Source organism: Serratia sp. JKS000199 (genome assembly GCF_900215455.1).
Lineage (GTDB): Bacteria > Pseudomonadota > Gammaproteobacteria > Enterobacterales > Enterobacteriaceae > Serratia > Serratia ureilytica.
In genome coordinates, this window is sequence record NZ_LT907843.1 from 3591694 (window position 1) to 3616869 (window position 25176).

At 59.4% G+C, this 25176-nt stretch carries 21 protein-coding genes; 9 read left to right on the forward strand and 12 right to left on the reverse strand.

The window, feature by feature from the left end:
* The first annotated feature begins 26 nt into the window (after positions 1 to 26).
* On the forward strand, positions 27 to 1574 hold the full coding sequence (gene pcnB / locus CPH57_RS17130) for a polynucleotide adenylyltransferase PcnB (protein ID WP_071883579.1): 1548 nt from the start codon (positions 27 to 29) through the stop codon (positions 1572 to 1574).
* A complete protein-coding gene (gene folK / locus CPH57_RS17135; RefSeq protein ID WP_004937558.1) occupies positions 1574 to 2074 on the forward strand; it encodes a 2-amino-4-hydroxy-6-hydroxymethyldihydropteridine diphosphokinase in 501 nt (166 codons plus the stop codon). The genes pcnB and folK overlap by 1 nt, the downstream gene beginning before the upstream one ends.
* Positions 2075 to 2079: 5 nt before the next feature.
* Here the strand turns inward: folK and qseC are convergent, their stop codons facing one another.
* Together qseC and qseB are read right to left on the reverse strand one after the other, a co-directional pair.
* Complete coding sequence (qseC, locus tag CPH57_RS17140) at positions 2080 to 3438, reverse strand: quorum sensing histidine kinase QseC (protein WP_047573704.1); 1359 nt, start codon at positions 3436 to 3438, stop codon at positions 2080 to 2082.
* Entirely contained in the window at positions 3435 to 4097 is a 663-nt protein-coding gene (qseB, locus tag CPH57_RS17145; protein ID WP_033651337.1) for a quorum sensing response regulator transcription factor QseB, read from the reverse strand. The genes qseC and qseB overlap by 4 nt, the downstream gene beginning before the upstream one ends.
* 166 nt (positions 4098 to 4263) lie before the next feature.
* Between qseB and panB the strand changes: the two genes are divergently transcribed.
* The 3 genes from panB to panD all read left to right on the forward strand — a co-directional run bounded on the left by panB (position 4264) and on the right by panD (position 6462).
* Positions 4264 to 5058, forward strand: a complete 795-nt coding sequence (gene panB, locus CPH57_RS17150; protein ID WP_042785355.1) for a 3-methyl-2-oxobutanoate hydroxymethyltransferase — start codon at positions 4264 to 4266, stop codon at positions 5056 to 5058.
* A gap of 23 nt (positions 5059 to 5081) precedes the next feature.
* Entirely contained in the window at positions 5082 to 5936 is an 855-nt protein-coding gene (gene panC / locus CPH57_RS17155; RefSeq protein WP_033651336.1) for a pantoate--beta-alanine ligase, read from the forward strand.
* 145 nt (positions 5937 to 6081) lie between these two features.
* The gene (panD, locus tag CPH57_RS17160; RefSeq protein WP_004937544.1) at positions 6082 to 6462 is read left to right on the forward strand and encodes an aspartate 1-decarboxylase; all 381 of its coding nucleotides are present in this window, start codon (positions 6082 to 6084) and stop codon (positions 6460 to 6462) included.
* A gap of 36 nt (positions 6463 to 6498) precedes the next feature.
* On the opposite strand, the gene CPH57_RS17165 is transcribed toward panD, so the two are convergent.
* The 3 genes from CPH57_RS17165 to CPH57_RS17175 all read right to left on the reverse strand — a co-directional run bounded on the left by CPH57_RS17165 (position 6499) and on the right by CPH57_RS17175 (position 9644).
* Complete coding sequence (locus CPH57_RS17165; RefSeq protein ID WP_033644697.1) at positions 6499 to 7776, reverse strand: polysaccharide deacetylase family protein; 1278 nt, start codon at positions 7774 to 7776, stop codon at positions 6499 to 6501.
* Between the two features lie 177 nt (positions 7777 to 7953).
* Positions 7954 to 8724 (reverse strand): ABC transporter permease, encoded by a 771-nt coding sequence (locus CPH57_RS17170; RefSeq protein ID WP_033644696.1) that lies wholly within the window; start codon positions 8722 to 8724, stop codon positions 7954 to 7956.
* Entirely contained in the window at positions 8721 to 9644 is a 924-nt protein-coding gene (locus CPH57_RS17175; RefSeq protein WP_033644695.1) for an ABC transporter ATP-binding protein, read from the reverse strand. The genes CPH57_RS17170 and CPH57_RS17175 overlap by 4 nt, the downstream gene beginning before the upstream one ends.
* Before the next feature lie 211 nt (positions 9645 to 9855).
* Between CPH57_RS17175 and can the strand changes: the two genes are divergently transcribed.
* Positions 9856 to 10512, forward strand: coding sequence for a carbonate dehydratase (gene can / locus CPH57_RS17180; RefSeq protein ID WP_015379031.1), 657 nt, complete (start codon positions 9856 to 9858; stop codon positions 10510 to 10512).
* A 37-nt stretch (positions 10513 to 10549) separates the two neighbouring features.
* On the opposite strand, the gene hpt is transcribed toward can, so the two are convergent.
* Both hpt and cueO read right to left on the reverse strand, forming a co-directional pair.
* Positions 10550 to 11086, reverse strand: a complete 537-nt coding sequence (gene hpt / locus CPH57_RS17185; protein ID WP_048234659.1) for a hypoxanthine phosphoribosyltransferase — start codon at positions 11084 to 11086, stop codon at positions 10550 to 10552.
* Positions 11087 to 11184: 98 nt separating this feature from the next.
* Positions 11185 to 12861 carry a multicopper oxidase CueO gene (gene cueO / locus CPH57_RS17190; RefSeq protein ID WP_033644694.1) on the reverse strand — a complete coding sequence of 559 codons (1677 nt, stop codon included), beginning with the start codon at positions 12859 to 12861 and terminating at the stop codon, positions 11185 to 11187.
* 219 nt (positions 12862 to 13080) lie between these two features.
* On the opposite strand from cueO, the gene CPH57_RS17195 reads away from it, so the two are divergent.
* The 3 genes from CPH57_RS17195 to speD all read left to right on the forward strand — a co-directional run bounded on the left by CPH57_RS17195 (position 13081) and on the right by speD (position 15237).
* The gene (locus CPH57_RS17195; RefSeq protein ID WP_033644927.1) at positions 13081 to 13428 is read left to right on the forward strand and encodes a YacC family pilotin-like protein; all 348 of its coding nucleotides are present in this window, start codon (positions 13081 to 13083) and stop codon (positions 13426 to 13428) included.
* A gap of 123 nt (positions 13429 to 13551) precedes the next feature.
* Positions 13552 to 14415 carry a polyamine aminopropyltransferase gene (speE, locus tag CPH57_RS17200; RefSeq protein WP_033651332.1) on the forward strand — a complete coding sequence of 288 codons (864 nt, stop codon included), beginning with the start codon at positions 13552 to 13554 and terminating at the stop codon, positions 14413 to 14415.
* A 27-nt stretch (positions 14416 to 14442) separates the two neighbouring features.
* Positions 14443 to 15237 (forward strand): adenosylmethionine decarboxylase, encoded by a 795-nt coding sequence (gene speD / locus CPH57_RS17205; protein ID WP_004937510.1) that lies wholly within the window; start codon positions 14443 to 14445, stop codon positions 15235 to 15237.
* 32 nt (positions 15238 to 15269) lie between these two features.
* On the opposite strand, the gene yacL is transcribed toward speD, so the two are convergent.
* The 5 genes from yacL to aceE all read right to left on the reverse strand — a co-directional run bounded on the left by yacL (position 15270) and on the right by aceE (position 25098).
* Complete coding sequence (gene yacL, locus CPH57_RS17210; RefSeq protein WP_004937507.1) at positions 15270 to 15632, reverse strand: protein YacL; 363 nt, start codon at positions 15630 to 15632, stop codon at positions 15270 to 15272.
* A 139-nt stretch (positions 15633 to 15771) separates the two neighbouring features.
* Positions 15772 to 18369 (reverse strand): bifunctional aconitate hydratase 2/2-methylisocitrate dehydratase, encoded by a 2598-nt coding sequence (acnB, locus tag CPH57_RS17215; protein WP_033644692.1) that lies wholly within the window; start codon positions 18367 to 18369, stop codon positions 15772 to 15774.
* A gap of 513 nt (positions 18370 to 18882) precedes the next feature.
* Entirely contained in the window at positions 18883 to 20307 is a 1425-nt protein-coding gene (lpdA, locus tag CPH57_RS17220; RefSeq protein WP_033644926.1) for a dihydrolipoyl dehydrogenase, read from the reverse strand.
* A 233-nt stretch (positions 20308 to 20540) separates the two neighbouring features.
* Positions 20541 to 22421 (reverse strand): pyruvate dehydrogenase complex dihydrolipoyllysine-residue acetyltransferase, encoded by a 1881-nt coding sequence (gene aceF, locus CPH57_RS17225; RefSeq protein ID WP_033644691.1) that lies wholly within the window; start codon positions 22419 to 22421, stop codon positions 20541 to 20543.
* 13 nt (positions 22422 to 22434) lie between these two features.
* Entirely contained in the window at positions 22435 to 25098 is a 2664-nt protein-coding gene (gene aceE / locus CPH57_RS17230; protein ID WP_033644690.1) for a pyruvate dehydrogenase (acetyl-transferring), homodimeric type, read from the reverse strand.
* Positions 25099 to 25176 lie beyond the last annotated feature (78 nt).

Here is a 25176-nt window from a genome sequence, read left to right on the forward strand (position 1 = left end):
TTTATCAGTCACTATCGAGGTGTACCATTTTTACCCGAGTAGCCAACTTCTGTCGTAAGGTACTGACCCGCGATGACAAGCTGCCCCGCGACGACGCGGCGGCCGGCGATAAAAACGTAGTCCGCGAAGAGCGTGCCGCGGCGCCAAGCCGCCCTGCGCCGCAGCCGCGCGCCGCCGATAACGGCAGCAACGCCCCTGCCCGCCGCTCAACGCCGCGCAAGCGTCCGCCTTTCCCCCTCGCCGAGAGCAACGACTCGATGACCGTGATCCCGCGCGAACAGCACTCGATTTCGCGCAAAGACATCAGCGAGAATGCGCTGAAAGTGCTTTATCGCCTGAACAAGTCAGGCTACGAGGCTTATCTGGTCGGCGGCGGGGTGCGCGATCTGTTGCTCGGCAAAAAGCCGAAAGACTTCGACATCACCACCAACGCCACGCCGGAGCAAGTACGCAAGCTGTTCCGCAACTGCCGCCTGGTCGGCCGCCGCTTCCGTCTGGCGCACGTGATGTTCGGGCCGGAGATCATCGAAGTGGCCACCTTCCGCGGTCACCACGAACAGAATCAGGAATCCGACAAGAATTCCTCCCAGCAGGCGCAAAACGGCATGCTGCTGCGCGACAACATCTTCGGTTCGATCGAGGAAGACGCCCAGCGCCGTGATTTCACCATCAACAGCCTGTACTACGGCGTGGCGGATTTCACCCTGCGCGATTACGTCGGCGGCCTGAACGATCTGAAACAAGGCGTGATCCGCCTGATCGGCGATCCGGAAACCCGTTACCGCGAAGATCCGGTGCGCATGCTGCGCGCGGTGCGCTTCGCCGCCAAGCTGGATATGCGCATCAGTGAAGAGACCGCCGAGCCGATCCCGCGTCTGGCTTCGCTGCTGCATGAGATCCCACCGGCGCGTCTGTTCGAAGAATCCCTCAAGCTGCTGCAGGCGGGTTACGGTTTCCAGACCTACCTGAAGCTATGCGAATATCAGCTGTTCCAACCGCTATTCCCGCTGATCGCCCGCAACTTCACGCCGAACCACGATACGCCGATGGAGCGCATTCTGGTGCAGGTGCTGAAGAACACCGATCATCGCCTGCAGAACGACATGCGCGTCAATCCGGCCTTCCTGTTTGCCGCCATGCTGTGGTACCCGCTGCTGGAGCACGCGCAGAAACTGGCGCAGGAAAGCGGCCTGGCGTACTACGACGCCTTCGCGCTGGCGATGAACGATGTGCTCGACGAGCAGTGCCGCTCGCTGGCGATCCCGAAACGCATTACCACGCTGGTGCGCGATATCTGGCAGCTTCAGCTGCGCCTGTCTCGTCGTCAGGGCAAACGCGCGCACAAACTGATGGAACATCCGAAATTCCGTGCCGCCTATGATTTGCTGGCGCTGCGTGCGGAAGTGGAAGACAATCAGGAGATGCTGCGTCTGGCCGAGTGGTGGGGTGAGTTCCAGGACGCCACGCCGGCGCGGCAGAAAGCCATGCTGAGCACCCTGGGTGACGATCCGGCGCCGCGTCGCGCGCGTCAACGCCGTCCTCGTCGCCGGGCACCGCGTAAAGAAGGGGCATAATGATCCGCGTTTATATCGCGCTGGGCAGCAACCTGGCGCAGCCGCTGCAACAGGTTAACGCCGCGCTGGAGGCGCTGGAGCATCTCCCGCGCACCCGGCTGGTCACCTGTTCTTCGTTTTACCGCACCAAGCCGCTGGGGCCGCAAAACCAGCCGGACTTTCTCAACGCGGTGGTGGCGCTGGATACCCTGTTGCCGCCCGAACAGCTGCTCGACCATACCCAGGCGATAGAACGCAATCAGGGGCGCGTGCGCAAGGATGAACGCTGGGGGCCGCGCACGCTCGATTTAGACATCATGCTGTACGGCGACAAAGTGATCCATACCGATCGCCTGACCGTACCGCATTATGGCCTGAAAGAGCGCGAATTCATGCTCTACCCGCTGGCGGAAATCGCCCCCGATCTGATTTTCCCCGATGGCGAACCGCTCGCCAGCTGCCTCAAGCGCGTGCCGGAAAACGGCATGGCGCTGTGGCACTCGCCAAAACCGAAATCCTGACCCGCCTACAGCGCCAGCCGCGCGACGAACCCGCCTGTCGGGCGATTGGCGAAACTGACCTGTAAACCATGCAAGCCGGCGATACGCTGCACGATCGATAACCCCAGCCCGCTGCCGGTTTGCTCCTGTCCCGGCGGGCGATAGAAGCGTTCCCCCAACCGCGCCAGATGCTCTGTCGTCACCCCCGGCCCCTCATCCTCTACCGTCAGCGAGCGCTCGCTCAACGTCACGGTGACCGCGCCGCCCTGCGGGGTGTAACGCACCGCGTTGTCCAGCAAGTTGCGCAATAACAGTGACAGCAGCAGAGTCTGCCCCTGACGCACCGGCGGCGTTCCCTGCTGTTCATAACGCAGCGTCACGCCCGCCGCATGAGCCAGCCGATCCTGTTCCGCCAGGGTCATCATCACCAGTTCGTTCCAGTCAATGGGCGCCAGCTCGGCCAGATCCGACAGCGAATCCAGCCGCGACAACGTCAACAGCTGATCCACCAGCCGGGTGGCGCGATCGATGCCGACCGTCAGATTGTCCAGCGCGTGCTCGCGCATCGGCGCATCCTCCCCCGCCAACTGTACCACTTCGGTCTGCACCCGCAATGCCGCCAGCGGGCTGCGCAATTCGTGCGCGGCATCGGAGGTGAAACGCCGCTCCCGCACCAGCAACGCATTGATGCGGGCGAACAGCGCGTTGAGCGCATCCACCAGCGGGCGCACCTCGGTTGGCACCTGGCGCGCATCCAGCGGCGTGGCGTCATCGGGTGCGCGCCGACGCAAACCGGCGGCCACCGCACGCAGCGGCCGCAGCTCGCGCCCGACCATCAGCGCAATCAGCAACATCAGCACCGGCAGCGTCGCCAGCCAGGGCACCAATTGGCCGGTCACCATGCCCAGCGCCATATCGCGCCGGTAATCCCACTCCTGGCCGACCACGATGCGGTAGCGCCCGTCCGGGCTGGTCAACCATACCAGGCGCCAACTGTCGTCATCGCCTTTGCGTTCGCCGTCGGTAAAACCTTCACGCTCCCCGTCAAACAGGAAGTCGGCACCGTTCTCGCCGTCGTTGAGCAGCATCTTGCCTTGGCGATCGAAGATGGCGAACGCCAGCGCGTCATCATCTTGCTCGCCCCGTTTGCCATGATGCACCAGCTTCTTGGTTTTCGGCAGGCTGCGCGCGCTTTCATCGGCCAGCAGATCGCCGAGGTTGGCGGTCGCCAGCCGCTTGGCGAACAGCATCTGCTGGGTGTCGAACACTTCGTTGATGGTATTGCGCGACATCACCCAGGCCACCACGCTGGCAGTGCACCAGGTCAGCAGCGCCAACAGGCTGAAAATCAGGATCAGACGCAGCCGCAGGCTGAGGCGCTTCACGGGGCATCCCCCAGCGTATAGCCCACACCGTGGATAGTACGAATGAAGCCGTTGCCCAGCTTGCGCCGCAGGTGGTGAATATGCACCTCCACCGCGTTGCTGCTCACCTCGTCGTCCCAGTTGTACAGCTTCTCCTGGATCAACGGCCGCGCCAACACGCGCCCTTTGTTGTGCAGAAACAGCTCCAGCACCGCCAATTCGCGCGGCGTCAGCGTCACCGGTTCGCCGTTGCAACTCACGCTGCGGGTGGCGCTGTCGAACACCACGTTGCCGTGCGTCAGCTGTGGCATCAGTTGGCCGTGACGACGGCGGATCAGCGCCTGCAGGCGCGCCGCCACTTCGGCCAGCGCGAACGGTTTGCACAGATAGTCGTCGGCGCCGCTTTGCAACCCGCTGACCCGTTGCTCCAACGCATCGCGGGCGGTAAGGATCAGCACCGGCACATCCTGCCCGGCCTGGCGCCACTGGCGCAGGAGATCCAGTCCATCGAGGCCCGGCAGGCTGAGATCGAGGATCACCGCGTCATACGGCGCGCTGCCCAGGGCGTTTTTACCAACCGCGCCGTCGGTGAACCAGTCCAGATTGAAGCCGAGTTTGGTCAGCCCGGCCTTGATGCCGTCCCCGATCAGTTTGTCATCTTCGATCAGCAGAATTCGCATGAGTATCCCTTTTGAGTCATGACGCCATTGCACCACAAGGTTCTTAAGAACCGCTTAAGCATGGCGATCCGCGCTACCCACCCCGATCGGGTTACAGTAGAATGGCTGCACTTTTTTGCAGTCTGGGCCTGCGTAAGCCGCACGGCCCGTTTCAGGAGACGTTGTGATGAAACCCACCACCGTGACCCATTTGCGCCAGTGGAAACAGGAGCAACGCAAGTTTGCTACCCTTACCGCCTACGATGCCAGCTTTGCCAAGCTGTTTGAAGAGCAAGGCATTAAAGTCCTGTTGGTGGGCGATTCGCTGGGCATGACGCTGCAGGGCCACGACTCCACGCTGCCGGTCACCGTCGCCGACGTCGCCTATCACACGCGCGCCGTGCGCCGCGGCGCGCCGGCCTGCCTGTTGCTGGCCGATTTGCCGTTCATGAGTTACGCCACCCCGGAACAGACCTTCGCCAACGCCGCCGAGCTGATGCGCGCCGGCGCCAACATGGTGAAACTGGAAGGCGGCAGCTGGCTGTGCGACACGGTGAAAATGCTCGCCGAACGCGCGGTGCCGGTATGCGGCCACCTGGGGCTGACGCCGCAGTCGGTCAACGTGTTCGGCGGTTATAAGGTGCAAGGGCGCGACGAACTGGCCGCCAAACAGCTGCTGCAGGACGCGCGGAATCTGGAGCTGGCCGGCATTCAGCTGCTGGTGCTGGAGTGCGTGCCGACCGAGCTGGCACGCCAGATCACCGAAGCGCTCTCCATTCCGGTCATCGGCATCGGCGCCGGCAACGGCACCGACGGCCAAATCCTGGTGATGCACGACGCCTTCGGCATCACCGGCGGCCACACGCCAAAATTCGCCAAGAACTTCCTGGCGCAAAGCGGCGATATCCGCACGGCGGTGCAACACTACATTCAGGAAGTAGAGCAAGGCCTCTATCCGGCGGCTGAACACTCTTTTAACTAAGCGATGGTTCCAGGAGTCACCCAATGATTATTATCGAAACCCTGCCGCTGCTGCGTCAGCAGATCCGCCGCTGGCGCCAGGAAGGCAAGCGCATCGCACTGGTGCCGACCATGGGCAACCTGCACGACGGCCATATGACGCTGGTCGATGAAGCGCGCGCCCGCGCCGACGTGGTGGTGGTGAGCGTCTTCGTCAACCCGATGCAGTTCGATCGCCCGGACGATCTGGCGCGCTACCCGCGCACGCTGCAGGAAGACAGCGAGAAGCTGACCCGCCGCGGCGTCGATCTGGTGTTCGCGCCGGCCCCGGCCGCGGTCTATCCGCACGGGCTGGAGCAGCAAACCTATGTCGACGTGCCGGGCATCTCCACCATTCTGGAAGGCGCAAGCCGGCCGGGCCACTTCCGCGGCGTTTCCACCATCGTCAGCAAGCTGTTCAACCTGGTGCAGCCTGATTTGGCCTGTTTCGGCGAGAAGGACTACCAGCAATTGGCGCTGATCCGCAAAATGGTGGCGGACATGGGTTACGACATCGACATCGTCGGCGTGCCGACCGTGCGCGCCAAAGACGGCCTGGCCCTCAGTTCACGCAACGGTTACCTGACCGCCGAAGAGCGCAAGGTTGCGCCGCAGCTGAGCAAAATCATGAACGCGCTGGCGCAGCAGCTGGCCAATGGCGAGCGCCATGTCGAAACGCTGTTGGAACAGACCGCCGAGCAACTGCGCGCCGCCGGCTTTACGCCGGATGAGCTGTTTATTCGCGATGCCGACAGCCTGCAGCCGCTGACGGTGGACAGCCAACGGGCGGTGGTGCTGATGGCCGCCTGGCTGGGCAAAGCGCGGCTTATCGACAACCAGCAGGTTGACCTGACGCTGTAAGTCATTTTTTATACTGTCGTCATCCTGCCGCCCTGACCATAGGTAGACAATGGCGGAACGATCGGTGACGATAGAGATTGCAGGGATGCAGGAGAGATGTTCAACCCCAACGCCTGTGAAGGCCGATATTCAGTTAGGTAAAGCTATGATACGTACTATGCTGCAAGGCAAGCTGCATCGCGTCAAAGTCACTCAGGCTGACTTGCACTATGAAGGATCCTGCGCCATCGATCAGGATTTCCTGGAAGCGGCCGGCATTCTGGAATATGAAGCGATCGATATCTACAACGTGGATAACGGCCAGCGCTTCTCCACCTACGCCATCGCCGCCGAGCGCGGTTCGCGCATCATTTCGGTCAACGGCGCCGCCGCGCGCTGCGCCTGCGTGGGCGACAAACTGATCATCTGCTCCTATGTGCAAATGACCGACGCCGACGCCCGCCAACATCACCCGAAAGTCGCCTATTTCGAGGGTGACAACAACCTGCAGCGCAAGGCGAAAGCCGTGCCGGTTCAGGTCGCCTGACGGTAAAACGGGCGCCTCGCGCGCCCGTTCTTTTCCTTACTGCACCACCGTGCCCGGCTTGTTGGCTATCCGATCCGCCATGGTCTGGATCGAGTCGGTGCGCAGAATATACAGCCGCTTCAGCGTATAGGGATTATCCCCCGGCTTCACCTTGCCCTGCACCGTGGTCACCGCCAGATGGAAACCGGCGTCCTGTGCCGCCTGGATAGCCCGCTGGTTATAGCCGCCGAACGGGTAGGACAGATACAGCACGTGCGGGTTGAACTGCGACAGCGCGCGGCGCGAACGCTCAAAATCGAACTCGATATTGTGCAGCGAACGGCTCAGCAAAATCGGCTGGCGATTGCCGTCGGTGCGATGCAGGAAGTGGGTGTGCGACTGCACGTCGAACACGTCCTGAATCTGCTTGAGCTCCGAGACGCTCATAAACTGCAGCGAGTCCGGGTTCCATTTCTGCGGATGACGCTTGATGCGCGAAGAGATGATGAACGCCGTCGCGCGGAAACCGTAATCCTTCAATACCGGGTAAGCGTAGCGATAAACCGATTTCAGCCCGTCGTCGAAGGTCAGCACGATCGCCTTGCCCGGCAGGTTGATCTGATTCTTCAGGTAGGCTTCCAGCTGATACAGCGAAATGGTGTCGTAGCCCGCCTGCTTGAGGTAGGTCATCTGGTTGCTGAACGCCACGTCTGAGGTGGTGGTCGAAGTATGGCGGAAGCGCTTGTTCTCTTCGTTTTTCAGCAGGTGATGGTAAGTCAGCACCGGTATGCCGTTATCGATCTCGCAGTCCAGCTCATTGACGAACCCCAGCCGATCGCCGATGTTGACCTCGTACCAGGTATTGTTCAGCCGATCCTTCAGCTTGCCGATGATCGGATAACGCAGATTGCCTTCCAGCGTGCCGAAGACCTCGCTGTCCTTGTCCGCCGCGGTGTATACGTCGATCGCCTTTTGGGTGATCAGATTCTGGTTGGTCAGCGGCTTGTTCAGCTCGCCCAGATCGTCTTGCACCTTGCGCGACTTCTTCAGCTCGCGCACGTCGTCTTTATCGATAAAGCCGGTGCCGTGCCCGAATTTGAATTCGTAGTATTCCGCATCCGCCGGGAACACCTGGATCAGTTGCCCGCGCTTCACTTCCCCTACCGGGATCACATGCTCGCCCACCAGCGAATAGACTTCGCTGTCGCGCTGCGCTTCCATGTATTCAGATTTAACCGCGCCGTCTTCCGACAGCAGATTCGCCAGGCTCACAGGGGAAACCAACGACATCAGAATGCCGAGTAACCCAGTCGCCAACTTGTATTGAGGCCGCATGATGATGTTCTGCTTACGAGTGCGTAATGACAAAAATGAAGGAAATGTGGAGCGCCAGCATAGCACGATTTGAACAGCGGGGAACTAGCGGTTATTTGAGCGATTCTATTGATTTACGCGCCGCCTGCGCCAAATCGGGAAAAGCGCCCCCGCCGGGAAAACGAGGGCGCATCAGGATCAGCTGCGCAGGCCGCGGCCGCGTTCGATCAGGTACCAGGACAGCAGGTAGAACACCGTGATAAACGCCACCAGCACCGCCATGGTGAACGCCAGCGGCACGTCGTTGATGCCGAGGAAACCGTAGCGGAAACCGCTGATCATATAGACGATCGGGTTCAGCTTCGACACAGCCTGCCAGAACGGCGGCAGCAGCGACAGCGAGTAGAACACCCCGCCCAGGTAGGTGAGCGGCGTCAACACGAAGGTCGGGATCAGGCTGATGTCGTCGAAAGTGGTGGCGAACACCGCGTTGATCAGCCCCGCCAGCGAGAACAGGATCGCCGTCAGCAACAGCGTCAGCGCAATCACCCACCAGGCGTGCACCTGCAGCGGCACGAAGAACAGCGAGATGATGGTCACCAGCACGCCGACGCAGATACCGCGCGCCACGCCGCCGCCGACATAACCGGCGATCACCACGTGGGTCGGCACCGGCGCCACCAGCAGTTCCTCAATGTTGCGCTGGAATTTGGCGCTGAAGAACGACGACGCGACGTTGGCGTAAGAGTTGGTGATCACCGCCATCATGATAAGGCCGGGCACGATGAACTGCATGTAGCTGAAGCCGTGCATATCGCCGATGCGCGAACCGATCAGGTTGCCGAAGATGATGAAGTACAGCGTCATGGTGATCACCGGCGGCACCAGGGTCTGGATCCAGATGCGCGCGAAGCGGTTCACCTCTTTAGCCCAGATGCTCTGTAAGGCCACCCAATACAAACGCGTCATGCTTTCTCTCCATTGCCGTTAACCAGGGTGACAAACAGCTCTTCCAGGCGGTTCGCCTTGTTGCGCATGCTCAGCACCTGCACGCCCTGCGCGCTCAGCTGGGCGAACAGGCCGTTCAGCCCCTGTTCACGCATCACCTCCACTTCCAGCGTCGAGGTATCCGTCAGGCGGCTGCGGTAACCGTCCAGCTTCGGCAGCGGGCTTTTCGCCGCCAGATCGAGGATAAAGGTTTCCGACTTGAGCTTGGCCAGCAGCCCCTTCATCGAGGTGTTTTCCACCAGCTCCCCGTTCTGGATGATGCCGATGTTGCGGCACAGCATCTCCGCCTCTTCCAAATAGTGGGTGGTGAGGATGATGGTGGTGCCCTGGGCGTTCAGCTCTTTCAGGAAGCCCCACATCGAGCGGCGCAGCTCGATATCCACCCCGGCGGTCGGTTCATCGAGGATCAGCAGCTTTGGTTGGTGCATCAACGCGCGGGCGATCATCAGACGGCGCTTCATGCCGCCGGACAGCATGCGAGCACGCTCGTTGCGCTTGCCCCACAAGTCCAGCTGATTGAGGTACTTTTCGGCGCGCGCCATCGCTTCACGCCGCGTGACGCCATAGTAACCCGCCTGGTTCACCACGATCTGCAATACGGTCTCAAACGGGTTGAAGTTGAACTCCTGCGGCACCAGGCCAAGCTGGCGCTTGGCGTTGACGATGTCTTTATCGATGTCGTAACCGAACACCCGCACGCTGCCGGCGGTTTTATTCACCAGCGAGCTGATGATGCCGATGGTGGTGGACTTTCCGGCGCCGTTTGGCCCCAGCAGGGCATAAAAATCCCCCGCCTCGACGCTCAGGTCGATGCCGCGCAGCGCCTTGACGCCACCGGCGTAAGTCTTGGTCAGCTGCGCTAATTCCAGTGCATAATTCATATGTAAAATAGTACCTTATAACGATGAGTATGCCGCCGCGCCCCCTGTTTGCGAGGCTTGAAACAATAACAATAATCCTAGCATCGACGGCGTTTTCACTGCGTCGAATCCGTGCGGTAAATGAGGTTGCACCACTGTTCCGATTTCCAAATTGTGACGCTTACCCTATATTACCCCAACGCAATCTGTTCGTTACGGGTCAATCACCTCCATGAAAGAAATCGAAGAGCTTATCGCCAACAACCAGGCCTGGTCGGCCAATATCAGTCAGGAAGACCCGGATTTTTTTGAACGTTTAGCCCAGGCGCAAAAGCCCCGCTTCTTATGGATTGGTTGCTCTGACAGCCGCGTTCCCGCAGAACGCCTGACCGGCCTCGAGCCGGGTGAACTGTTCGTCCATCGCAACGTGGCGAACCTCGTTATCCACACCGATCTTAACTGCCTGTCGGTGGTGCAGTATGCGGTAGATGTGCTGGAGGTCGAACACATCATCATCTGCGGCCACCTGGGCTGCGGCGGCGTGCAGGCCGCGGTGGAAAACCCGGAGCTGGGGCTGATCGACAACTGGCTGCTGCACATTCGCGATCTGTGGTACAAGCACAGTTCGCTGCTGGGCGAGCTGCCGCCGGAACAGCGTTTCGACATGCTGTGCGAGATCAACGTCATTGAGCAGGTATACAACCTGGGCCACTCCACCATCATGCAATCGGCCTGGAAACGCGGCCAGAAGGTGATGATCCACGGCTGGGTGTACGGCATTCAGGACGGCCGTCTGCGCGATATGGAAGTGCTGGCGACCAGCCGCGAGAGCCTGGAGATGGGCTACCGCAAAGCGATAGCCAAACTGAAGCAGGATAAAGGCGTATAATCCCGCCGCGGGCGCGGCAGGCCGCGCCCCACATCAATTACTCGTCCAGCAGCACCACTTTGCCGACGTACGGCAGGTGACGGTAGCGCTGGGCGTAGTCGATGCCATACCCCACCACGAACTCATCCGGGATCGAGAAGCCGACATATTCGACCGGCACCTGCACTTCACGGCGCTCAGGCTTGTCCAGCAAGGTGCAAATCGCCAGCGATTTCGGCCCACGCAGCGCCAAAATCTCGCGCACTTTGTTCAGCGTGTTGCCGGAATCGATGATGTCTTCCACGATCAGCACGTCTTTGCCGCGAATGTCTTCGTCCAGATCCTTGAGGATCTTCACGTCGCGAGTGGTGGACATGCCGCTGCCGTAGCTGGAAGCCGTCATGAAGTCGACTTCATGCGGCACGTCAATCGCGCGGCACAGATCGGCCATGAACATGAAGGAGCCGCGCAGCAGCCCGACCAGCACCATGTCACTGCCGCTGTCGCGGTAATGTTCGGTGATCTGGCGGCCGAGTTCGGCGATACGGGTCTTAACTTCCTGCTCGGAAATCATTACGTCTACAGTGTGTTTCATAGTATTCAGGTCAGTTGCCGGAAGAAAGGCGCAGAGTTTAGCATAGCCTTTCGCCGGTGGCGACGCGAGCGCGCCGCCACCTGAGCGACGGGCCGCGATCATTCGCCGACGGTAAAGCCCATCATCATGCCGGTATCTTCGTGTTCCAACAGGTGGCAGTGGGCCATATACGCATGTTCACTGCTTGCCGGATGATCGAAGCGCACCAGCACTTCGCTGCGCCACCCTTCGACGCGCACTGTGTCCTTCCAGCCGCTGCGATGCGCCGCCGGCGGTTTGCCGTTCTCCGACAGGATCCGGAACTGGGTGCCGTGAATGTGGAACGGGTGCAGCATCATGTCGCCCTCGCCGGAAATGGTCCATTTTTCATACTGGCCCCGTTTGGCGGCAAACATCGGTTTGTTCATGTCGAAGGCCTTGCCGTTGATCATGTTGCCGTGGCTGAAGTCGAACGGTTTAGCGTTGCCCTGCGCGCCGCCATGATCCATCCCGGCCATCTTGCCATGATCCATGCCTTTCATGCTGCTCATGTCGCCGTGGTCCATGCCCTGCATGCCGCCCTTCTCCATGCCCTTCATGTTACCGTGGTCCATGCCTTTCATGTCTCCAGCGCCCGTCGCGCCATGATTCATGCTCATGCCGGCCATCGCCTGATGACCATAACGATCCATCAGCGCCTGCATGCCGAGCATATCCAGCTGCGGATCCATCATCAGCTGCAGCCAACGCTCCTGGATGCCGGCAGTGGCAGGCAATGTCGGCAGCTTCACCAGGCTGTCCGGCATGGTTTTGATGCCCTGCGCCAACGACGGCTGAATGCGCAACACCGGCAGCGGCCGATCGAACGGCGCCAGCGTCATGCCCATCTGTTTCACCGGCAACGTCACGATGTCGAACGCTTTCCCGTCGGAGGCATCGACCAGCACTTCAAAGCGCTCGCCCATCAGCATCGGCAGCTCGGTCAGCTTCACCGGTTCCGCCAGGAAACCGCCGTCGCTGGCGATGACGTACAGCGGACGGTTGTCACTGGCCGCCAGATTCAGCGAGCGGGCGTTGCAACCGTTGAGGAAACGCAAACGCAGCCAACCGCGCGGCGCCAGATGTTGCGGGTACTGCGCGCCGTTGGTAAACATGCGATCGCCAAACCAACCCACCGCCGCGCTCATCACGTCCAGGCGATATTCGATCTGGGCATCTTTGCCCAAGCGCTTATCCTGCAGGATCACCGGAATGTCATCCTGCCCCCAGGTTTTCGGCAGCGGCAGTTTGGCGCTTTCATCGTCTTCCAGCAGCACCAGCCCCGCCAGCCCCATCATCACCTGGCTGCCGGTTTTACCGTGGGTATGCGGGTGGAACCAGCAGGTGGCCGCCGGTTGATCGACGGTGAAATTCACCGTGCGCGTTGCGCCGGGATGGATCAACGCCTGCGGGCCGCCATCGACGTCGCCGGGGATTTCCAGGCCGTGCCAGTGGACGGTACTGGCTTCCGCCAGGCGGTTTTTGATATCGACCGTCACCGGCTGACCCCGCTGCAGCTTCACCGCCGGCCCGAGCAGCGCGCCGTTGAATCCCCAGGTTTTGGTGGCGGCGCCGGGCAACCAGCGGGTTTCCCCCGCCTGCAGCGCCAGCGCAATCTTTCCCTGCGCGTCGGGCGTTAACAACGGGGGCACCGGCAGGGCCGGCCGCTCGGCCGCTAAGGCGGCCCGGCTCCATAACGGCAATGCGCTCGCGGCGCCCAATGCAGCGGTCAATTTAATAAAATCACGGCGTAACATCGCTGACTCCCTTTTCTCAGTGACATAACTCAACGCGGCCAGCCTAAACCTTCCCCCAGGCGGAAGGTCAAGCCTTTTCTGGCGGTATTTTAAGCTATGCCTCACAATCAAGAGCGCGCCGTGGGTGAGCGCTATGGCAGCGCCCGTCAGCAATAAAATTTGGTGCCTTTACAGGCAAGTGTGGTAACGTCTGCAGACGACAAACAGGCCTATTTCATGATGAAAAAAACAACGTTAACGATGCTGTTGCTGGCGATGCTGGGCTTCTCCAACGCCAGTCTGGCGCTGAATGAATCCGAGGCGGAAGATCTGGCCGATCTGACGGCGGTATTTATTTATTTGAAAAATGATTGCGGCTACAACGATTTGCCAAATGCGCAAATCAAGCGCGCCATCGTCTATTTCGCGCAACAAAACCGCTGGGATTTGAGCAACTACAACAGCTTTAACATGAAGGCGCTGGGCGAAGACAGCTATCGCGATCTGAGCGGCATCGCCATTCCAACGCCCAAGAAGTGCAAATCGCTGGCGCGCGACTCCCTGAGCCTGCTGGCCTACGCCAATTAATCTTCCCCCTCGCCCGTCCGCCCTCCGCTCTCTCTGTCTGAAATTCAACCGTGCATCGCCAGGCAGAGTTAGCTATGATGTTGCGCCGATTTTTCATGGCTGTTATTACGGAGTTTCCCGCACATGACCCAGAAAGAAATTTGGTACGAAACGCTGCATACGGGCTTCGGCCAGTACTTTTCGGTAGAGAAGGTGCTGTACCGCGAGAAGACCGATCATCAGGATCTGGTGATCTTCGAGAACCCGGTGCTGGGGCGCGTGATGGCGCTCGACGGCGTGGTGCAAACCACCGAGCGTGACGAGTTCATCTATCACGAAATGCTGACCCACGTGCCGCTGTTGGCGCACGGCCAGGCGAAGAAAGTGCTGATCATCGGCGGCGGCGACGGCGGTATGCTGCGCGAAGTCAGCCGGCATCCTGGCGTTGAGCAGATCACCATGGTCGAAATCGACGCCGGCGTCGTCGAGTTCTGCCGCCAGTACCTACCCAACCACAGCGCCGGCGCCTATGACGATCCGCGCTTCAAGCTGGTGATTGACGACGGCGTCAACTTCGTGAATCAAACCGACGAAACGTTCGATGTGATCATCTCCGACTGCACCGATCCGATCGGCCCCGGCGAAAGCCTGTTCACCTCGGCGTTTTATGAAGGCTGCGCCCGCTGCCTGAATGAGGGCGGCATTTTCGTCGCGCAAAACGGCGTCTGTTTCCTGCAGCAGGACGAGGCGGTCAACAGCCACGCCAAACTGAGCCGCTACTTTACCGACGTCAGCTTCTATCAGGCGGCGATCCCGACCTATTACGGCGGCATCATGACCTTCGCCTGGGCGAGCCAGAACCCGGCGCTGCGCCAGCGCGATCTGCCTACCCTGCAACAGCGCTTTAACCAAAGCGGCCTACACTGCCGTTATTACAACCCGGCAATTCACGTCGGCAGCTTTGCCCTGCCGCAATATTTGCTCAATGCCCTGAACGTAACACGTTAAGCGAGAAGATAAAGGAGGTGGCCCAAATTGCATAAGCTAAAACTGCACGGCTTCAACAACCTGACCAAGAGCCTGAGTTTTTGTATTTACGATATTTGTTACGCCAAAACCGCGGACGATCGCGATGGCTATATCGCCTACATAGACGAACAATATAACGCCAACCGGCTGACCGAGATCCTGAGCGAAACCTGCTCGATCATCGGCGCCAATATTCTGAACATCGCGCGTCAGGACTACGAGCCGCAGGGCGCCAGCGTCACCATCCTGGTCAGCGAAGAGCCCATCGATCCGAAAGACGTCGATACGTCGGAACACCCAGGCCCGTTGCCGAATACGGTCGTCGCGCACCTGGACAAAAGCCATATCTGCGTGCACACCTACCCGGAAAGCCATCCGGAAGGCGGGCTGTGCACCTTCCGCGCCGATATCGAGGTCTCGACCTGCGGCGTCATTTCGCCCCTCAAGGCGCTGAACTACTTAATTCACCAGCTGGAATCCGACATCGTCACCATGGACTATCGCGTGCGCGGTTTTACCCGCGACGTGAACGGCGTGAAACATTACATCGATCATGAGATCAATTCGATCCAGAACTTTATGTCGGAAGACATCAAGGCGCTGTACCACATGATGGACGTGAACGTTTACCAGGAAAATATCTTCCATACCAAGATGTTGCTGAAGGATTTCGATCTGAAGCACTACCTGTTCAACGCGGAACCGGAGGCGTTGAGCGCAGCCGAACGCAAGCAGATCACCGATCTGTTATGGAAAGAGATGCAGGAAATCTATTACGGCCGCAATATTCCGCATCTGTGATGGAAAGGGCGCGGCGCGCCGCGCCCTGATGCTTAGTACTTCAGCATGAAAGAACGATAGGCCTTCAACACCAGCAGGAAATCCTCAACGCCGCAGAATGAGAGGCTTTCTTCGTCGTAGTAGTTCATCCCCTCTTCCATTTCGTCGCCCTCGAACTCCAGCTGATTGGCGCGGATCATCACTTCTTCACCATCCATCAGCAGCGTATATTCATGGCCTTCCAGCTGCCATTGGCGCTCGCTGCCTTTGACCTCGGCCGCGCCGGCTTCAATGCGGTCCAGCAGGTTGAAATCGCCTTTGACTTCTTCATTGATCCAATGGCCAATCGCTTCATGCCCCATCGAAAATCTGACGATCACCTGACCGGTGACGTCACGCAGAAATTCGTAATCCATAGCATGCCCTCCTGAGCCTTTTTTCTTAGTGTAAACATAAATGGCGGACTAACTCAGTGAGCGCTCGCAAAGTTGGCAACTGAGCAAAATAAAACGGGAGGCCAAGGCCTCCCGTTAAACAGTTGCGCAATATAGCGGCTTACACGGCGGTTTGGAAGATCACGCCGTCGGCTTTTTCGGTGTACTGACCCAGTTGGTCAAAGTTCAGGTAGCGGTAGGTATCCGCCGCCGTCTTATCGACCTGCGCCATATAGGTCTGGTACTCGTCCGGCGTCGGCAGGCGGCCCAGCAGGGACGCTACCGCGGCCAGTTCGGCAGACGCCAGATAGACGTTGGCGCCGGTGCCCAGACGGTTCGGGAAGTTACGGGTTGAGGTGGAAACCACCGTCGCGCCGTCCGCCACGCGCGCCTGGTTGCCCATGCACAGCGAGCAGCCCGGGATCTCGATACGCGCGCCGCTCTTGCCGAAGACGCTGTAGTAGCCTTCTTCAGTCAGCTGAGCCGCATCCATCTTGGTTGGCGGCGCCACCCACAGACGGGTCGGCAGCTGGCCCTTGTGCTGATCCAGCAGCTTGCCCGCCGCGCGGAAGTGGCCGATGTTGGTCATGCAAGAACCGATGAACACTTCATCGATTTTGCTGTTGGCCACGTCAGACAGCAGGCGCGCATCGTCAGGATCGTTCGGCGCACACAGGATCGGCTCTTTGATCTCGTTCAGATCGATGTCGATCACCGCTGCGTATTCCGCATCCGCATCGCCTTCCAGCAGCTGCGGATCCGCCAGCCATTTTTCCATGCCCTGAATACGGCGCTCCAGCGTACGGCGATCGCCGTAGCCTTCGGAGATCATCCACTTCAGCAGCACGATGTTGGAGTTCAGGTACTCTTCAATCGGCGCCTTGTCCAGCTTGATGGTACAACCGGCGGCGGAACGTTCGGCGGACGCATCGGTCAGCTCAAACGCCTGCTCGACCTTCAGATCCGGCAGGCCTTCGATCTCCAGAATGCGGCCGGAGAAGATGTTTTTCTTGCCCTTCTTCTCGACGGTCAGCAGCCCCTGCTGGATCGCGTAGTAAGGGATGGCGTGCACCAGATCGCGCAGGGTGATGCCCGGCTGCATTTTGCCTTTGAAGCGCACCAGCACCGACTCAGGCATATCCAGCGGCATCACGCCGGTCGCGGCGGCAAACGCCACCAGGCCGGAACCGGCCGGGAAGGAGATGCCGATCGGGAAGCGGGTGTGGGAATCGCCGCCGGTGCCGACGGTGTCAGGCAGCAGCATGCGGTTCAGCCAGGAGTGGATCACGCCGTCGCCCGGGCGCAGCGAGACGCCGCCGCGGTTCATGATGAAGTCAGGCAGCGTGTGGTGCGTGGTCACGTCGACCGGTTTCGGGTACGCGGCGGTGTGGCAGAACGACTGCATGACCAGATCGGCGGAGAAGCCGAGGCAGGCCAGGTCTTTCAGCTCATCGCGGGTCATCGGGCCGGTGGTGTCCTGAGAGCCGACGGAGGTCATCTTCGGCTCGCAGTATTCGCCAGGGCGAATGCCGGCGACGCCGCAGGCGCGGCCGACCATTTTCTGCGCCAGCGAGAAGCCTTTGTTGCTGGCGGCTACCGGTTTGGCGATGCGGAACACGTCGCTGTGCGGCAGACCCAGCGCTTCGCGCGCCTTGGTGGTCAGGCCACGGCCGATGATCAGCGGGATACGGCCGCCGGCGCGCACTTCATCCAGCAGCACGTCGGTTTTCAGCTCGAAGTTGGCGATCAGCGCGCCGGTTTCGTGGTTGCGCACTTCACCTTTGTACGGGTAAACGTCGATCACGTCGCCCATGTTCAGCTCGGACACGTCCACTTCGATCGGCAAGGCGCCGGCATCTTCCATGGTGTTGAAGAAGATAGGCGCAATCTTGCCGCCCAGCACCACGCCACCGCCGCGCTTGTTCGGCACGTGCGGGATGTCGTCGCCCATGAACCACAGCACCGAGTTGGTGGCGGATTTACGGGAGGAACCGGTGCCGACCACGTCGCCGACGTAGGCCAGCGGGAAGCCTTTCTTGTTCAGCAGCTCGATCTGTTTGATCGGGCCGACGCTGCCCGGCTGATCCGGCACGATGCCTTCACGTTCGTTTTTCAGCATCGCCAGCGCGTGCAGCGGGATATCCGGGCGCGACCAGGCGTCCGGCGCCGGAGACAGGTCATCGGTGTTGGTTTCGCCGGTCACTTTGAACACGGTGACGGTGATCTTTTCCGCCAGCTCCGGGCGCGACAGGTACCATTCGGCATCGGCCCAGGACTGCATGATCTGCTTGGCGTGCGCGTTGCCGGCTTTCGCCTTCTCTTCCACATCGTAGAAGTTGTCGAACATCAGCAGCGTGTGGGACAGCGCTTTGGCGGCGATCGGCGCCAGCTTTTCGTTGTCCAGGGCTTCGATCAGCGGATGAATGTTATAGCCGCCCTGCATGGTGCCTAACAGTTCAATGGCTTTCTCGGGGGTAACCAGGGGGGATGTCGCTTCACCTTTGGCGATGGCCGCCAGGAAACCTGCTTTGACGTAGGCGGCTTCGTCGACGCCCGGTGGAACACGGTTAATCAGCAGGTCTAACAGGAATTCTTCTTCGCCTTTTGGCGGATTCTTCAGTAGTTCGACCAGCGCGGCCATTTGGGTGGCGTCTAGCGGCTTAGGGGCGATGCCCTCAGCAGCACGCTCGGCTACGTGCTTACGGTATTCTTCTAGCACGACGTTCTCCTCGCTCTCATTGTCATTTATTGTGCCTGGCGTATATGCAAACCGGGTTTATACCCTTTGGGTTTCACTCTGTGGCTAGGCGATCGGCCCGTAAAGGCCCCGAAACGGTGATTGGGGCAAACAAGCACGGTCAAACAGCGTTACAGCATGAAAGACTGATGGGTAGAGCGCACGGCGATATTGATGCCATCTATCCTGACGGGGCACTGCTGTCGATGTCCTGGACTGTAAGGTACAGTGCCCGGTTCCGCTCAGCCAGCATATCAGGATTTGAAACGGTTGTTAATTCGTTCACATAAAAGCAACATTAAATCTTTGCTGAATCGTTGAGCGCAGCGTAATCGGCTGCCGGACAAACAGGGCATTATATCCACATAATTAAAAAGGATATAAGCATGAGGATCGGAATTTGGCGCAGCGGCCACAAAAAACCGCGTTCTGCATCTGAGCAAAAAAAACGGCCCCTTCTCAGGAGCCGCTTGTTAACCGGTCAAACCAGCAGAATTACTTCTTCTTGGCTTTCGGGTTAGGCAGGTCGGTGATGCTGCCTTCGTAGATTTCCGCCGCCAGGCCCACGGATTCGTGCAGGGTCGGGTGAGCGTGGATGGTCAGCGCGATGTCTTCCGCGTCGCAGCCCATCTCGATAGCCAGACCGATTTCACCCAGCAGCTCGCCGCCGTTGGTGCCGACAATCGCGCCACCGATGATGCGGTGAGTTTCTTTGTCGAAGATCAGTTTGGTCATGCCGTCTGCACAGTCGGAAGCGATCGCACGGCCGGAAGCCGCCCACGGGAAGGTGGAGGTTTCGTAGCTGATGCCTTTCTCTTTCGCTTCTTTCTCGGTCAGACCCACCCACGCCACTTCCGGCTCGGTGTAAGCGATGGATGGGATCACTTTCGGATCGAAGTAGTGCTTCATGCCGGCGATAACTTCTGCGGCGACGTGGCCTTCGTGCACGCCTTTGTGCGCCAGCATCGGCTGGCCGACGATGTCGCCGATGGCGAAGATGTGCGGCACGTTGGTGCGCAGCTGTTTGTCGACGTTGATGAAGCCACGCTCGTCAACTTCAACACCGGCTTTGCCGGCATCCAGCAGTTTGCCATTCGGCACGCGGCCGATCGCCACCAGCACCGCGTCGTAACGCTGTGGCTCTGCCGGCGCTTTTTTACCTTCCATCGTGACGTAGATGCCGTCTTCTTTGGCTTCTACCGCGGTCACTTTGGTTTCCAGCATCAGGTTGAACTGCTTGCTGATACGTTTGGTGAAGACTTTCACCACGTCTTTATCTGCCGCCGGGATAACCTGATCGAACATTTCAACGACGTCGATCTGTGAACCCAGCGCATGGTATACGGTGCCCATTTCCAGGCCGATGATGCCGCCGCCCATAACCAGCAGACGCTCTGGGACGGTTTTCAGCGCCAGCGCATCGGTAGAATCCCACACGCGTGGATCTTCATGAGGAATGAATGGCAGTTGGATCGGACGAGAACCTGCAGCGATGATGGCGTTGTCGAAGTTGATGGTGGTTGGGCCGTTTTCGCCTTCAACAACCAAGGTGTTAGCGCCGGTGAACTTGCCCAGGCCGTTGACCACTTTCACTTTACGGCCTTTCGCCATGCCAGCCAGACCGCCGGTCAGCTGAGTAATGACTTTTTCTTTCCAGACGCGCACTTTGTCGATGTCGGTTTTCGGCTCGCCGAAAACGATGCCGTGTTCGGCCAACGCTTTGGCTTCTTCGATCACTTTGGCAACGTGCAGCAGTGCTTTGGAAGGGATACATCCCACGTTCAGGCAAACCCCGCCCAGAGTGGAATAACGTTCAACCAGAACGGTTTCAAGACCTAAGTCAGCGCAACGAAAGGCTGCAGAGTAACCTGCCGGGCCCGCCCCAAGTACCACGACCTGAGTTTTAATTTCAGTACTCATCATGACCTCTTAATTGATTGTCCGGCGGGTCAGACGTCATTTTTATTGCTAATCGATCTCATAACGCCCTTCATCCACCGGGACGCTTACACCGCGAGCAGTTTACAGAATTGTTAATAATCTGCAAAGCGTGTTCGAGTGACCCGTGTCTCAACAATTTTGTCGAGTTATGCAAAATCCGACAAAACTGCTACAGAATCGTCAGGGGCGCAGCATGCTGCGCCCCTTTTGCATTACATCACCAGACGGCGAATGTCGGACAACATGTTGTTGATGATGGTGATGAAGCGCGCACCATCGGCACCGTCGATAACGCGGTGGTCGAAGGACAGCGACATCGGCATCATCAGGCGCGGCATGAACTCTTTACCGTTCCAGACCGGCTCCATCGCAGACTTGGAGACACCCAGGATAGCCACTTCCGGCGCGTTGACGATCGGCGCGAAGTGAGTTGTCCCGATGCCGCCCAGGCTGGAGATGGTGAAGCAGCCGCCCTGCATCTCGCCCGCGGTCAGCTTGCCGTCGCGCGCTTTCTTGGAGATGGTCATCAGCTCGCGAGACAGCTCGGTGATGCTCTTCTTGTTCACGTCCTTGAACACCGGAACCACCAGGCCGTTCGGGGTATCTACCGCCACGCCGATGTTGATGTATTTCTTCAGCGTCAGCTTCTGACCGTCTTCGGACAGCGAGCTGTTGAAGCGCGGCATCTGCTCCAGAGCGGCAGCGACAGCTTTCATGATGAACACGACAGGCGTGAACTTCACGTCCAGCTTGCGCTTGGCCGCTTCTTCGTTCTGCTGCTTGCGGAACGCTTCCAGATCGGTGATGTCGGTTTTGTCGAAGTGAGTCACGTGCGGGATCATCACCCAGTTGCGGCTCAGGTTCGCGCCAGAGATCTTCTGGATGCGGCCCATTTCGACTTCTTCGATCTCGCCGAACTTGCTGAAGTCCACTTTCGGCCATGGCAGCATGCCTGGCAGACCGCCGCCGGCAGCAGCCGGGGCCGCTTCAGCGCGTTTCACCGCGTCTTTCACGTAAGCCTGAACGTCTTCGCGCAGGATGCGGCCTTTACGACCGGTGCCTTTCACTTTCGCCAGGTTAACGCCGAATTCACGCGCCAGACGACGAATGACCGGAGTCGCGTGCACGTAGGCCGCGTTCTCGGCGAACTCGCCTTTGTCTTCAGCTTTCGCAGCCGGAGCGGCGGCTTTAGCGGCGGCCGGCGCCGGCGCAGCGTCCGCTTTAGCGGCTGGAGCGGCGGCAGCGGCAGGCGCAGCGCCTTCCACTTCGAACACCATGATCAGGGAGCCGGTTTTCACTTTGTCGCCGGTCGCGATCTTGATCTCTTTCACGGTGCCCGCGAACGGCGCTGGCACTTCCATGGAGGCCTTGTCGCCTTCCACGGTGATCAGAGACTGCTCGGCGGCAACCTTGTCGCCCACCTTGACCATCACCTCGGTCACTTCGACTTCGTCACCGCCGATATCCGGCACGGCGACGTCTTTAGCCGCAGAGGCCGCAGGCGCTGCGGCGGCAGCCGGTGCTTGCGCCGCAGCCGGGGCCGCAGCGGAAGCGGCGCCGGCCACTTCGAACACCATGATCAGGGAACCGGTTTTCACTTTGTCGCCGGTCGCGATCTTGATCTCTTTCACGGTGCCCGCGAACGGCGCAGGGACTTCCATGGAAGCCTTGTCGCCTTCCACAGTGATCAGGGACTGCTCGGCTTCCACCTTGTCGCCCACTTTCACCAGGATCTCGGTCACTTCGACTTCGTCAGCGCCGATATCCGGCACGGCAACGTCTTTGGCCGCAGCGGCAGCCGGAGCAGCTGCTGCTGCCGGTTTTTCTTCCGCTTTCGCCGCCGGTGCAGCTTCCGCTGCGCCTGCCGCTTCGAAGATCATGATCAGTTTGCCGGTTTCGGTTTTATCGCCGACCGCCACTTTGATCTCTTTCACCACGCCCGCCTGCGGGGAGGGCACTTCCATGGAAGCCTTGTCGCCTTCCACGGTGATCAGCGATTGTTCCGCTTCAACTTTATCGCCGACCTTCACCAGAATCTCGGTGATTTCGACTTCATCTGCACCGATGTCCGGTACGTTGATTTCGATAGACATTATTCAGTACCTCTTAGGCCAGACGCGGGTTAACTTTTTCCGGGTTGATGTCGAATTTCTTGATTGCATCAGCAACCACGGAAGCTTCGATCTCACCGCGTTTAGCCAGTTCACCCAGAGCAGCAACCACCACGTAGGACGCATCGACTTCGAAGTGGTGACGCAGGTTTTCGCGGCTGTCCGAACGACCGAAGCCGTCGGTGCCCAGTACGCGATAATCGCTGGCCGGCACATAAGTACGAACCTGTTCGGCGAACAGTTTCATGTAGTCGGTAGAGGCTACCGCCGGCGCGTCGTTCATCACCTGAGCGATGTAAGGCACGCGTGGCGCTTCGGTTGGGTGCAGCATGTTCCAACGCTCGCAATCCTGGCCGTCGCGCGCCAGTTCGGTGAACGAGGTCACGCTGTAGGTGTCGGAACCCACGCCGTAGTCCTTCGCCAGGATCTGCGCAGCTTCGCGCACGTGGCGCAGGATGGCGCCGGAGCCCAGCAGCTGCACCTTGCCTTTGCTGCCTTCCAGCGTTTCCAGCTTGTAGATACCCTTGCGGATACCTTCTTCCGCACCCTGCGGCATCGCAGGCATGTGGTAGTTTTCGTTCAGCGTGGTCAGGTAGTAGTACACGTTTTCCGGGTTGTCGCCATACATGCGCACCAGACCGTCGTGCATGATCACCGCCACTTCGTACGCGTAAGCCGGATCGTAAGAGATGCAGTTAGGGATGGTCAGAGACTGAATGTGGCTGTGGCCATCTTCGTGCTGCAGACCTTCGCCGTTCAGGGTAGTACGGCCCGAGGTCCCGCCGATCAGGAAGCCGCGCGCCTGTTGGTCGCCCGCTGCCCAGCACAGGTCGCCGATACGCTGGAAACCGAACATCGAGTAGTAGATGTAGAACGGAATCATCGGCAGATCGTTGGTGCTGTAGGACGTCGCTGCGGCCAGCCAGGAAGAGGCTGCGCCCAGTTCGTTGATGCCTTCCTGCAGGATTTGGCCTTTCTCGTCTTCTTTGTAGTAAGCAACCTGCTCACGGTCCTGCGGAGTGTACTGCTGGCCGTTCGGGCTGTAGATACCGATCTGACGGAACAGACCTTCCATACCGAAGGTACGCGCTTCGTCGGCGATGATTGGCACCAGGCGATCTTTGATCGACTTGTTCTTCAGCATCACGTTCAGGGCACGCACGAAGGCGATAGTGGTGGAGATCTCTTTGTTCTGCTCTTCCAGCAGCGAGCTGAAATCTTCCAGCGCCGGCATTTCCAGCTTCTGGGTGAACTCAGGCAGACGCGTCGGCACGTAGCCTTTCAGCGCCTGGCGACGTTCGTGCAGGTATTTGTACTCTTCGGACTCTTTCTCGAAGGTGATGTACGGCAGTTTTTCGATGTCAGCATCGGCAACCGGCACGTTGAAACGATCGCGGAAGTGGTGAACCCCTTCCATGTTCATTTTCTTCACCTGGTGAGCGATGTTTTTACCTTCCGCGGTTTCACCCATGCCGTAACCTTTGATGGTGTGGGCCAGGATAACGGTCGGTTTGCCTTTGGTGTCCTGCGCTTTTTTCAGTGCAGCGAAGATTTTCTTCGGATCGTGACCACCACGGTTCAGCGCCCAGATTTCGTCGTCGGTCATGTCTTTGACCAGCGCCGCGGTCTCCGGGTAACGGCCGAAGAAGTGCTCGCGCACGTAAGCGCCGTCTTTGGATTTGAAGGTCTGGTAGTCGCCGTCCAGGGTCTCGTTCATCAGCTGAACCAGTTTACCGCTGGTGTCTTTGCGCAGCAGCTCATCCCAACGGCCGCCCCAGATCACTTTCAGCACTTGCCAGCCTGCGCCGGAGAAGATGCCTTCCAGTTCGTTGATGATCTTGCCGTTACCGGTGACCGGGCCGTCCAGGCGCTGCAGGTTGCAGTTGATGACGAACACCAGGTTGTCCAGCTTCTCGCGGGTGGCGATGGTGATGGCGCCTTTGGATTCCGGCTCATCCATCTCACCGTCGCCCAGGAAGGCGTAAACGGTCTGCTCAGAGGTGTCTTTCAGGCCGCGGTGTTCCAGGTATTTCAGGAACTTCGCCTGATAGATGGCGCTGATTGGGCCCAGGCCCATGGATACGGTCGGGAACTGCCAGAATTCCGGCATCAACTTAGGATGCGGGTAAGAGGACAGGCCGTTGCCGTGCACTTCCTGACGGAAGTTGTTCATCTGTTCTTCGGTCAGGCGGCCTTCAAGGAAGGCGCGCGCGTAAACGCCCGGAGAGATGTGGCCCTGGAAGTAGACCAGGTCGCCGCCGTCTTTCTCGTTGCGTGCGCGGAAGAAGTGGTTAAAGCAGACTTCATAGAAGGTCGCGGAAGACTGGAAGGAAGCCATGTGGCCGCCCAGCTCCAGGTCTTTCTTGGATGCGCGCAGAACGGTCATGATCGCGTTCCAACGGATCGCAGAGCGAATGCGGCGTTCCAGATCCAGGTTGCCTGGGTAAGCCGGTTCGTCTTCTACCGCGATGGTGTTGACGTAGTTGTGCGCTGCAGCACCGGCCGCAACGTTAACGCCGCCTTTGCGGGCTTCTCCCAATACCTGATCAATCAGAAACTGAGCTCGCTCAACACCCTCTTCACGGATGACCGATTCGATCGCCTGCAGCCAGTCGCGGGTTTCGATCGGATCCACGTCATTGTTTAAACGTTCTGACATGGTGGTATTCCTTATCTGTCTAATGGTTTGTTTGGAGCCTGTCTTCCTGTGTTCTGTGCCAAAACACACGAAGACAGG